This is a genomic window from Duncaniella muricolitica (assembly GCF_910574735.1).
In the GTDB taxonomy this organism is placed as follows: Bacteria; Bacteroidota; Bacteroidia; order Bacteroidales; family Muribaculaceae; genus Duncaniella; species Duncaniella muricolitica.
In genome coordinates, this window is sequence record NZ_CAJTCF010000100.1 from 1 (window position 1) to 11,455 (window position 11,455).

Here is an 11,455-nt window from a genome sequence, read left to right on the forward strand (position 1 = left end):
CTTGCGCGGATGCTTGCCATGGCCTAAGCTCGCACAGGCCCTACGGGCCTTTCCTTGCTACAACAGTCTGCAAATTATCTGCTTTCGGGTATTTTGCAACATCCTCCCTAAATTGCCGGGCTCCCGGGTCATGTCGTTAAATGGATGGTCATGCTCCCTCTTTTCATGACGAAACACGGCTCATGACAATGGCCTTTGGCTTTAAATTTGTTATTAGCACCCTATTATATTTTGGATAGATTTGCAGGGGTGTTTTTGTCAGACCGACTCAGCGCGTATGTCCCGACAAAAACACCCCTGCAGGTGGTAACCCCTTTGGTCCGGCTTTCGGTCAGACTATGACTGAGTGACGGGATTCAAAGAGGTCGAAGGTATAATTATAGATAGTAGCTGTGACGGCTCGCGCCGTGATATTTAGGTAGTTCAATTTGAGCGGAGATGAGGAGCGGAGGGAGAGCCCTCAGACGGGCGGGGGAGGGAGTCTAAACTATAAACTCCCTTAAACTTTCAACTCTCAATTACGTCGTCCCTTGGGAGGTGTCATATACTGGATGTGCACCTTTACGCAGCGGTTGAGTTTGGCGTTGAGGCCGCGGGTCGAGGGGTCGTCGACTATACCGATGCCGCCGACGGAGTTCTTGAACGAGTTGACGCGATAGGTCTTGGAGTCGATGTCGCGGAATTTGCCATACTGCTTGAGCCATGCGATGACGGTGTTGGCGCGGTTTTCGGAGAGAGCCCAGTTGCGGTTGAGGCCTACTTCACGGGCATTGGGGCCTGTGTAGTTGTCCTGGCTTGTGGCGAGACCCTCGACATGGATTGCCGTTATGACACCCGAGTTGATGATGTCGCGTATCTGCTGCACGGTGGCTTCGTCGGCATGCTCGGCTATGTGGCCTTCGTTGGTGTTGAGGGCGGCATACATGTCGGCGAGCGAGACGAGAAACTCGTTTTCGGGTGTGTCAAAGTTGGAGCGTATCACCTCGAGGCCGTGCTTGGCGTTGAGGCCGTAGGTGTTGGTCTCGTAGTAGTTTTGCTCGGAGAGGAGTTTCTGGTCGAGCGTGGCGTCGTCGATACGGTAGTGCCACAGGTGCTTGTCGCCATAGATTGGGGCATAGTAGTAGCCGGCTTTCTGGCGGAAGCTGACCAGCGAGTCGATGTGGTTTGAGAGCGAGATAGGTCCTTCGCCCATCTCGTAGCCGCGCGGATACTCGTCAAGGGCGAGCACGGAGTTGGCCGGTTCGGTGGGTATGTCGCGGGTGTTGAGGCGCGAGAGCGAGGAGCCTTTGAGCAGACCCTGGGCCACGTCGGTGTTGTCGGTGTAGCGTTTCTGTGTATAAAGGCCGGCGGTGAGATAGTCGATGGCGTTGACCTCGGCTCCGGCTATCTGGGGGGCATCGTTGCGGCCTGAGTAGTTGTTGGGATAGAAGACGTAGAATGTGATTTCGTTCCACTTGTTGCCCTCGACCTCAATCTCTTTGGCCAGCACTTTGCGGTAGCGTCGTTCGGAGTAGTCGCGGGTGTAGGTGTGGGTCGACGACATCTTCCATCCGCGGTCGCGCTTGCGGTCGAGATAGAAGGTGAAGCCCACGTCGATGCCGAGGTTGCAGTCCCACTTCTGGTTGGCGGTGTTGCCTTGTCCGTACTGGAGGTCAAAGTTGGACTGATAGAATATGCCTCGGGCCTTGAGGTCGAGCGAAATCTTTTTGGAGCGAGTGAAGAAGCGCGAGTATTGCAGCTCGAGGTGGCCGCTCCACTCGTTGTCGGAGCCGTAGGAGTGGCCGTAGCCGAGGTGGTGTACGCCGCCGATGCCGGCCGCGAGCATGAACTGGTTCATGAGCCGCTGACTATTGTAGCCTTCATAGCCCAGGAATAGGCGCGAGAGGTTGAGGATGGCCGAGGCCGAGATGTCCCACCAGCGAGTCTTCATGCAGCGGTAGGGTTCGCTGTCCTTGCCGATGAAGGGGTCGCCATAGCCATAGTGGCCGGTCATCCAGTCGGTGTAGCCGCGCGACTCGGAGCGGATAAACTCGAGCTTGAGCGCGAGACCGGGTGTAAACCATTTGCCTATGCCTATGCTGAAGTCGGGCGAGCAGGTCTTCCAGAACGATCCGGCCCTGGCGTTATCGCCGCGGAAAGTGTGGTAGCCGGCTGTGGCGAAGGCAAACCAGTTTTTGCCGAATGTGTTGGTTACCACCTGATAGGGTGCGAGATTTTCCTTGCGTGTCTCGTGGGTGGTGGGGAGTATATAGAGCGAGGAGTCCTCATAGACGGTGCGGTAGTCTTTAAATTCCTCCTCAAACCGGTCGTCGGAGAGCGGTTGGGTGTAGTCGGGTTGCTGCTGTGCCGACGCGCCCGTGCCTGATAGCAGGGCGAGCGTCATCGAGAGCGATGCGATGGTCAGAATGCGTTTGTGTTTTGACATGTTGTTACTATCTATATATACTTATACTGTTGTTACTATCGATATATGCTTTATTGTGGTTAAGTAGTAGTGGTCTGTTATATCTGTATTGCAGTCTGTGTTTGGATGTGTGGCGGCGTCAGATGGCGTGGGCTTTTATGCCGGACTGTTGCGTGAGGGCCGAGGGGATGGCCGGTGACATGGCGGCCGAGGGCCGCAGTATGTTTGACCGCGGGGTGTCGAGCAGAGAGTAGGGAGTGTTGGGCGGACTCTTGTATTCGGGCACCATCCGTTTCATGATTCTCACGGTGTCGGTGTCATTGTGGGTGAGGGCTGTCTCGATGAGCGTGTTGATGTCGGCCGAGACGTCGGCAAAGAGAGCCGCGCTCCGTATGGCCACCTTGATTTTGGGATGTATTGTAGGGCGGGTGAGACGGGCGTCGGCGAGCACCTCTTCATAGAGTTTCTCGCCGGGCCGCAGACCTGTGAATTTTATGGGCACGTCAAGCCGTCCGCTCAGGATTATCATGCGGCGGGCGAGGTCGAGTATGCGCACGGGCGAACCCATGTCGAAGGCAAAGATTTCGCCGCCGCGTCCGATGGTCGCGGCCTCGAGCACGAGCGAGCAGGCTTCGGATATGAGCATGAAGTAACGTATGATGTCTGGGTGGGTGACGAGCACCGGGCCTCCGCGGCGTATCTGGTCGCGAAAGGTCGGTATGACCGAGCCGTTGGAGCCGAGCACGTTGCCGAAGCGCGTGGTGATGAACTGGGTGGCTGTCTGAGCTTCCGACAGGCTCTGGCAATACATCTCGCATATGCGTTTGGAGCATCCCATGACGCTGGTGGGGTTGACGGCCTTGTCGGTGGAGATCATGACAAATTTGCCCACACCGTAGCGCACGGCCAGGTCGGCGATCTTGCGTGTGCCGTCGACGTTGTTGAGCACGCTCTCCACGGGATTGTCCTCCATCATGGGCACATGTTTGTAGGCCGCGGCGTGAAACACGTATTCAGGCCTGTAGGCGGCAAATATCTTTTCCATGCGCCGTGTGTGGCATATGTTTGTGACGATTGTGGCGCATTTGAGGTCGGGATACAGCCTTTCGAGCTCTATGCGCACGCTGTGCAGTGGCGACTCGGCCTGGTCGATGAGCACGAGCTGTGACGGCCGACATGAGGCCAGGAGCATGGAGAGCTCCGAGCCTATCGAGCCGGCGGCTCCGGTGACGAGGATGCTGCGTCCGCCGAGGGCGCGTGTGATGCCCGACATGTTGACCTCGATGGGCTCGCGCTGGAGCAGGTCGGCCATCTCCATCGATATGAGGTCTTTGTCGGAATATCCGTAGGCTCCTCCGCCGGTGAGACGGCGCACGTAGAGGTCATAAAACAGTTTGGCCGTGGCGCGCAGACCGGTCATGAGTATCGAGGCTATGACGGTCTGCATCAGCAGGTCGCGCAGTCTGAACGGCATGAGCCACCGGTCGGTGCCGGCGAGATAGCGGAGTGTCATCACCAGGCATACGCCCGTGAGCAGTGCGAGCCACACGCGCGCCAGGTCGGCGACGGATGTCTTGCGTATGATGCCTGAATAGGTGTGAAACAGTCTGAAGCCTATGATGTAGCAACACAAGTAGACGGCCAGGGTGAGTGAGAGCGGGCCGAGCGCGGAGAGGGCCATGGAGGCTGAATAATCCACGACATAGGCCAACACGCCCGACAGGAATACTGTCAGGCAGTCGGCAATGAGTATCAGCCAGAATGGGAGTGCCGAGCGCGATGTGTACCACGTTAGCAGTCGCGTGAACATAATGTGTCTATGTAGGTGAAAATATCGGAAGGTAAGAGTATCGGAAGGTGTGTAGTGATGTGCTACTGTGAGGTTATGTAGTCGTGAGAAGCAGAGGGGTGTCGGCCTTGGGCCGGGGAGACGTGGCGGTGGCGGAGAGGGGGGCGGGAGAGAGTAGTGAGGCGGATGTCAGGGCAGGAGCGACACGATGTGGCCGACTATCATCCTGACGTCATCCTCGGAGACCCACGGGCCGGAGGGGAGGCAGAGGCCGCGGGCGAAGAGATGTTCGCTCACACCGTTGACATAGGCCGGAGCCGAGGCGTAGACCGGTTGCAGGTGCATTGGTTTCCAGAGCAGGCGGGTCTCGATGCCGAGCTGTTCGAGGTGTATTCTTATGCGGTCGGGCGTGAGGCCGCCTGTGAGGTCGGGGTCGACGGTGATTGTCGAGAGCCAGAAGTTGGCATCGGTCTGGGCGTCGGGGTTGCCGTGAAAATCGATGCCGGCTATGGGAGCGAAGAGTTCGGCATAGAGGGCCGCGAGGCGACGGTGATGGGCTATGTGCTCCTCGAGGATGGTCATCTGCCCGCGTCCTATGCCGGCGCATATGTTGCTCATGCGGTAGTTGTAGCCGATGTGCTCGTGCTGATAGTAGGGATATGGCTCGCGGGCCTGAGTGGCGTAGAACACCGCTCTGCGGCGCGAGTCGTCGTCGGGACATATGAGCGCGCCTCCGCCCGAGGTGGTGATCATCTTGTTGCCGTTGAAGCTGAGTATGCCGTAGAGACCGAAGGTGCCGCACTGGTGGCCGCGATAGGTCGAGCCGAGAGCTTCGGCGGCGTCCTCGACCACGGGTATGTCATAGCGTCGGGCTATGTCGAGGATGCTGTCCATGTCGGCCGGCATGCCGTAGAGGTGTACGGGGATGATGGCGGCGGGCTTGCGTCCGGTCACCGCGATGCGGTCGTTGATGGCGCGCTCGAGCAGGGCGGGGTCCATATTCCAGGTCGAAGGCTCGGAGTCGACAAATACCGGAGTCGCTCCGATGTATGTCACGGGGTTGGCCGAGGCAGCGAAAGTGAAGCTCTGGCATATCACCTCGTCGCCGGGCTTTACGCCGGCGAGTATCAGGCCCAGGTGTATGGCTGCGGTGCCGGCCGAGACTGCGGCCACACGCAGGTGGGAGCGCGAAGAGTCGTCGTGAGAGAGGAAGTCGTGGAGTTCGTGCTCGAAGGCGTCGACATTGGGGCCGAGGGGCACTACCCAATTGTCGGCGAAGGCTTCGTCGATATATTTCTGCTCGTTGCCGCTCATGTGGGCGAGGCAGAGATGTATGCGCTGTGGAGTGTTCATGACTGCACGGATTGTGTTGGACTTGTCGAGGGGAGAAGTGTCTGGAGGATTATCCTGATGTCACCCATAAAGGAGCGGTTGTCGAGATATTCGAGGTTGATGCGCACCTTGTCGGGGAAGATTACAGTGTCGTTGTAGAGCTGCGGGTCGGGATGAGAGGCGAGGAGCTGCTCCTCGTTGCGATATTTCAGCGTAGCGGGTCCGGTGATGCCGGGACGCAGCGATAGCACTCGCCGGTCGTCGCCGGTGAGCCGGTCGGCATAGCCGGGCACGTCGGGGCGCGGGCCTACGAGCGACATGTCGCCCCGCAGCACGTTCCATAGCTCGGGCAGCTCGTCGAGCTTCAGACGCCGCAGTGTGGCACCGAGGGGTGTGATGCGCGGGTCGCCGGCCACACTCACGGTGGAGCCGGGCGATGAGGGGAGCATCGTGCGGAATTTCACAAGGGTAAACAGCCGGCCGCCGCGACCCACTCTCTGCTGTCGGAACAGCACGGGGCCGCCGGGCATCCTGACAGCTATCAGGATGGCAATGACAAGCATAAGGGGCCATAGAACCATTAGCCCGATGAGCGATGCAAAGCGGTCAAAAAACTGTTTTAATACCATAACTGTCACCTAACAGGCGCGTACGCGATACGCGGCGGTCTGCATATAGTGGTTAAAATGTTGTGCTACTATTACTATGAATTTATGTTGAGGCGGGACTTGCCCGTAGAAAATATTGGGCAAATATACAATTTTTTACGCAAAAGAGACTAATGACGAAAAAAGTTTTTTTACACTTTTTTTATCCGAAGCCGATATTTTAACATATATAGATTAAGAAAATATAAATAACTTGTCTATCTTTGCCCCGAACAATAAAAACATCACTATTATGAGTAAAAGCAATCTGATTATTTCAGCGGCACTCGTTGCCGTCGGTGTGGTTATCCTCGGCTTTACACTCAAGGCCGGTATCGACAACATAGCTTTTCGCGACCGAGAGGTGACCGTGCGCGGTCTGGCCGAGCGCGAGGTGCCCGCCAATCTGGTGACATGGCCCATCGCTTACAGCATCGCGGGCAATGACCTGGTGAGCATTTATGACAAAGTGAAGGCCAACAATGATATAATCGTCAGGTTTCTGACCTCCAACGGCATCTCGCAGGATGAGATTTCGGTCAATCCGCCCGACACATATGACGCTACGTCCAACCGCTATCGTTCGGATGCTTTCAGCTACAATTATTCGATCAACTGCACGGTGACCGTGACTACCAAAAAGGTCGACAAGGTGCGCGAGCTGCTCAACCGTCAGAGCGAGCTGCTCAAGGAGGGCATAGCTTTCTCCAACTCCTATATCAACTATCAGTTCACCGGTCTTAATGACATCAAGCCCGAAATGATTGCCGAGGCTACAAAAAATGCCCGCGCGGCGGCTGACCAGTTTGCAGCCGACAGCGAGAGCAAGGTAGGCAAAATCAAGACGGCTTCGCAGGGCCAGTTCTCAATCGACGATTCCGACTTCTCGACACCTTTTATCAAGAAAGTCAGAGTAGTCTCGACCATCGTATATTATCTTGAGGATTAAGCCATTCTTATTTAAGAGAAGAAAAATTCTTGTTGAATATCAGACTTTTATTATTGAACATCAGGCAACATCTATAAAACAACAGGCCGGAAGACTTTACTCTTCCGGCCTGTTGTTTTATAGGAATCTCCGTCGACAGGATGTCCCGGCAGGGGACATCAATGTCTTTTTCTGCATTTCACTTGCAGGTAGCCGTTGGGGAGGGTCGCGATTATGGTAGTGTCACACCCATGGCGGCATGAGGTGAGCGAGGCGATATTGTCGGGGTGTATGGTGGCCTGCATGTCAAGGCCGAGACGCTGACAGATGTCGGCCGCCAATGCCCACATGTGTGTGCCAATGCCGCGGCCGGCCATGTCATCGGCCACGATGAGGCCATGAAACGCTTTGCCCGTAAAGAAGCAGCGCAGAAAGTGATAGCCCACGATGCGCCCGCCATGTGTAACCTTAAACATTACAAACGAGTTGCCGCCCGCCATGCGTCTGAGCGTGGCGGGGTCAAACGGATGTGGCGCGAACCATGCGGTGCGTCTCTCGGGCATGGAGGTCAGAAAAGCCGACAGCGACGGTGCATCATCGGGAGTGACGAGGCTCCATTCCGTTTGCGACGGACAGGCCATAGTGCGGCATGCCGCTACAGCCTCGTCGCGCAGTCGTGGATAGCGCAGGGTCATGAGCCGCGAGTTGGCCCCTTCGACCACGCGCCACAATGCCGGACACGCATGTTTGAGCCTTATGAGGACAGATGTGAGCATCATTCAGTCGAATAAAAATTCGTGCAAAGATACAAAACCATCTTAAACTCTCAACTTTCAACTCGAAGGAATACTCACTCCCGCAGGGATGAGTAATATTCCTTCAGGCATTGCCATATGTAGGGGCGTGAGTAGTGACGCCGGACGTTGAGGCGTGCGGCGCGGCCCATCTCGGCGAGAGCATGAGACGGTAGAGTAAGCAGTCGGGCCACAGCCTCGGCAAGAGGAGCCACCGTGGCCGGCGGCACTATCAGTCCGTTGACGCCGTCGGTGATAATCTCGCGCGAACCGTTGATGTCGGTCACCACAGCCGGCAGCCCCATGGCTCCGGCCTCGAGCACCACGTTGGGAAACCCTTCGCGATAGGAGGGGAACACCAGGATGTCGGCCGCAAGCAGCCATGGGCGCACATCGTCGACCCATCCCCCCGAGAGATGCACGTCGGGCTGCGAGGCAAGCTGTTCTGACGTAAGATCATCGCGGCTTCCGTCGGTGTCGCCCGCCATGATGAGGTGGACGCGCCGGTCAACCGAGGACCGTATGGCCGGGAGCGCGTCGAGGAGCTCGCGTAGGCCCTTGTCGGTGACAAACCGCCCCACGTATATCATCACCTTGTCATCGGGAGCTATGCCGAGGCGGCGGCGCAGAGCTGCGGCTTCTGACTCAAGTCGCGGAGAGGGGGAGTAATGGGTCAGGTCGACACCGCGCACGTTGCCGTGGCCGAGCACCGTGACAGGCCGTCGTGTGATACGGTGGGCAAGCAGGTCGTTCCTCACCCCCTGTCCCTCGGCTATGATGTGGGTGGCGCAGGCACAGGTGATGCGGTCGGTCGTGGCGAGCAGCAGGCGTCTCAGCCCGCGGGCTGTCGGGAAGAGCAGTCCGGTGAAGGTGTGGACACGCAGAGGCACTCCGGCTATGCGGGCGGCTATCATGCCGAGCAGTCCGGCCTTAGGGGTCATGGTGTGGAGCATGTCGGGGCGTTCGCGACGTAGCACTCTGACCAGACGGCAGAGCGAACGCAGGTCGGCCCACGGCGATATGTCGCGCCGCATGGCCACACCGATGGTGCGCACCCCCTCGCGCTCGCCCAGCGAGGTGAGATGCCCGTCGGGCGACGATAGGGCTATGACTTCATGCCCGCAGGAGTCGCGTAGTTCGGCGAGCAGTCCGCGGCAGAATGTGTCGAGCGACAATCCCACCGTAGTCATGCGGATTATCTTCACGCTTAGAAATTTATGGCGATTCCGAGCGCGGGTGCGAGGGTTGACGAGGGGTCGGAGATGAAGGTCGGGGCTACGGCAAGGCTCATGTCGGACGAGCCGCTCTTGCGCACTACCACCTGGCGCGGGCCTTTGGAGAGAGCCGCGTCAAGAAGGTTGTAGGCATACACGCCGATGGCACCTCCGATGGCGATGTTGCGAAACACGCGCCAGCTCTGCGACTTGCTCCGATAGCTGTCCCACGACACCATGTCGCCCTCGGCCATGAACCGGTTGCGGTCGGCGGCATAGTCCGAGCATCGTTTCTCGCATATAAGGGCCGCGGCTATGCATACGGCCTCGCCGCCCCAGATGCAGTAAGCCTTGACGTTCTGGCCCTTGTAATATTGTCCCAGACCGGGGATGATGGAGCGCAGCAGTGCTCCGCCGTTGCGCGAGCGGGTGAAGTCGCAGCCGTCATAGTCGGGCATGACGCCATCCTCGCGGTTGGTGACTTCAAAGAGCTGATAGAGAGTGTAGTCATAAGTCTCGTCGACATTGTCGTCAAAGCTGACATACTCGTCGATGAGACGGGCATAGTATGTGCCGGGTTTTGGACCTTCGAACGTGACTTTATAGTCGCGCGTGATTCCTGCGTTGGCCTCGGGATCATTGGGCAGCGCGCGCTCGGCCGAGGCGTCGGGGGTGAGCTGCTCGACCGACGCATTGTCGTCGGAGAGCCCGAAGGTCGAGCACAGATATTCGACCAGCGGCCGGGTCGACTCGTTGCGCAGAGCCGCGAGGTCGCCTCCGAATGTCTCGAATTTTACAAAACTGTAAGTGCGGTTGGTGCGCTCGCTGTTGATGTCCGACACACCTTTGATAGCCCAGCGGGGCTTGTCCTGGGAGATGGCTCCCAGAGTCGTGAGCATGAATAATGCAATAATAAGTAAACGGTTCATTAAGAGTTGGTTTTATTTGATATTAAGCTACTGTAGAGGTTGAAATATTCATCGGCGGTGACTGTGATGTCATAGAGCCGAGCCCGCTCCATGCCCTTTCGGGCTGTGGCTGCGTAGAGCGCGGGGTTATCGAGCAGAGAGGTAATGCGGGCCGCCAGGGCGCGGGCGTCGCCAAAGGGGAAGCGCAGCGCGCCATCGCCCACGATTTCGCTCACTCCGGGCACATCGCTCACAATCAGAGGCATGCCCGAGGCCATGGCTTCGACAGTCGAGAGGCTCAGTCCCTCGTGACGGGTTGACAGCAGAGCGATGTCGGCCTGTCGGTACAGCCCCGGTATGTCGGCGACATTGCCTGTAAATCTTACGCGGTCGGCTACTCCGAGAGCCCGGGCCGCCTCCTGCGTCGCCGTGCGTGTCGCGCCGTCGCCCGCATAGGTGAGAGTGACCTCGGGCGGGAGCATGGCGAGGGCGTGCAGCGGGGTGAGATGGTCTTTTTGCTCGCGAAAAGCCGCTACCATGAGTATGTTGACCTTACCGGAAGTTATGGTGTGGTGTGAGCCTGAAAATTGTCCAAGGTCTATGCCGTTGGATATGGTCAGTATGCGTGGCATTAGCGACGGCATGTCGAGCGAGTCGGCGAGCGATGTCTCCACCGGAGTGCTGCAACACACTATGCGGTCATAGCGTCGATACATCCAACGGTCGAGCTGACGCAGCAGCGCGTGTCCGCGTCGGCGGTTGGAAGTGTTGTGTTCGGTGGTCACGAGCCGTGTGGAGGCCGGCGTGCGGGCCAGAGCGGTGAATAGCTGCGGGGTGGTGTTGTGGGTGTGCACTATGTCAAATCCTTGTCGCATGATGCGTTGCAGACGCAATATGTTACGCGGGTCATACATGCTGCTGTATCCGTGTCCGAGCACGTGCAGGGTCACATCCTCCTTCACAAGTGATTGCATGAAAGGGGTGTCGGAGCCGTCAAAGATGGCCGCGTGCACCTCGGCCCCCCGCTGTCTGAATCGTGGCAACAGTTGAGATACGAGCCTCTCAGCCCCGCCGGTGCGCATGGATGTGATTACATGAAGTATTTTCACGATTTATTAAATACAGGAGTCCTGGAGTCGAATTTTGGACAGGTGTAAAGGAATCGTTATGAGAGAAATCATGAAGAAATGAGTCATGATTATGTTTTTTATATTTTCAGAGACGCAGTAAGAGGTCTGAAAATACCGACAGGATGTCCCGGCAGGGACATCGGGAAATTGATAGCCGTATGCATCGGAGGGTGTTGCAGAACTCCTCTGATTAAAGCCTCTGAGAATTGAATATTTTAGAATAATCTGGAATTTTTCGAGATTAGTTCGTATATTCGATTCTCAGGAAGTTGAAAACCGGGCATACACTAAAAAAACAGCGAAAATCGG

The 11,455-nt window shown here is 57.3% G+C and carries 9 protein-coding genes; 1 reads left to right on the forward strand and 8 read right to left on the reverse strand.

What is annotated here, in order from left to right; translation table 11 throughout:
- Positions 1 to 514: 514 nt before the first annotated feature.
- From QGT73_RS15715 to QGT73_RS15730, 4 genes are all read right to left on the reverse strand, one after another.
- Positions 515 to 2,425: a hypothetical protein gene (locus QGT73_RS15715; RefSeq protein WP_280123072.1), complete on the reverse strand. Its 1,911-nt coding sequence runs from the start codon at positions 2,423 to 2,425 to the stop codon at positions 515 to 517.
- Positions 2,426 to 2,543: 118 nt separating this feature from the next.
- Positions 2,544 to 4,214: a UDP-N-acetylglucosamine 4,6-dehydratase family protein gene (locus QGT73_RS15720; RefSeq protein WP_280123073.1), complete on the reverse strand. Its 1,671-nt coding sequence runs from the start codon at positions 4,212 to 4,214 to the stop codon at positions 2,544 to 2,546.
- 168 nt (positions 4,215 to 4,382) lie between these two features.
- The gene (locus QGT73_RS15725) at positions 4,383 to 5,546 is read right to left on the reverse strand and encodes a DegT/DnrJ/EryC1/StrS family aminotransferase (protein WP_280123074.1); all 1,164 of its coding nucleotides are present in this window, start codon (positions 5,544 to 5,546) and stop codon (positions 4,383 to 4,385) included.
- Complete coding sequence (locus QGT73_RS15730) at positions 5,543 to 6,154, reverse strand: sugar transferase (RefSeq protein WP_280123075.1); 612 nt, start codon at positions 6,152 to 6,154, stop codon at positions 5,543 to 5,545. Before QGT73_RS15730 ends, QGT73_RS15725 begins: the two co-directional genes overlap by 4 nt.
- A gap of 271 nt (positions 6,155 to 6,425) precedes the next feature.
- On the opposite strand from QGT73_RS15730, the gene QGT73_RS15735 reads away from it, so the two are divergent.
- Entirely contained in the window at positions 6,426 to 7,121 is a 696-nt protein-coding gene (locus tag QGT73_RS15735; RefSeq protein ID WP_280123076.1) for an SIMPL domain-containing protein, read from the forward strand.
- Positions 7,122 to 7,279: 158 nt separating this feature from the next.
- Here the strand turns inward: QGT73_RS15735 and QGT73_RS15740 are convergent, their stop codons facing one another.
- The 4 genes from QGT73_RS15740 to QGT73_RS15755 form a co-directional block, all read right to left on the reverse strand.
- Positions 7,280 to 7,879 carry a GNAT family N-acetyltransferase gene (locus QGT73_RS15740; RefSeq protein ID WP_280123077.1) on the reverse strand — a complete coding sequence of 200 codons (600 nt, stop codon included), beginning with the start codon at positions 7,877 to 7,879 and terminating at the stop codon, positions 7,280 to 7,282.
- Positions 7,880 to 7,950: 71 nt separating this feature from the next.
- Positions 7,951 to 9,099 carry a glycosyltransferase family 4 protein gene (locus QGT73_RS15745; protein ID WP_280123078.1) on the reverse strand — a complete coding sequence of 383 codons (1,149 nt, stop codon included), beginning with the start codon at positions 9,097 to 9,099 and terminating at the stop codon, positions 7,951 to 7,953.
- Between the two features lie 2 nt (positions 9,100 to 9,101).
- Positions 9,102 to 10,037 (reverse strand): DUF5683 domain-containing protein, encoded by a 936-nt coding sequence (locus tag QGT73_RS15750; protein WP_280123079.1) that lies wholly within the window; start codon positions 10,035 to 10,037, stop codon positions 9,102 to 9,104.
- A complete protein-coding gene (locus QGT73_RS15755) occupies positions 10,037 to 11,125 on the reverse strand; it encodes a glycosyltransferase (protein ID WP_280123080.1) in 1,089 nt (362 codons plus the stop codon). The genes QGT73_RS15750 and QGT73_RS15755 overlap by 1 nt, the downstream gene beginning before the upstream one ends.
- Positions 11,126 to 11,455: the final 330 nt, after the last annotated feature.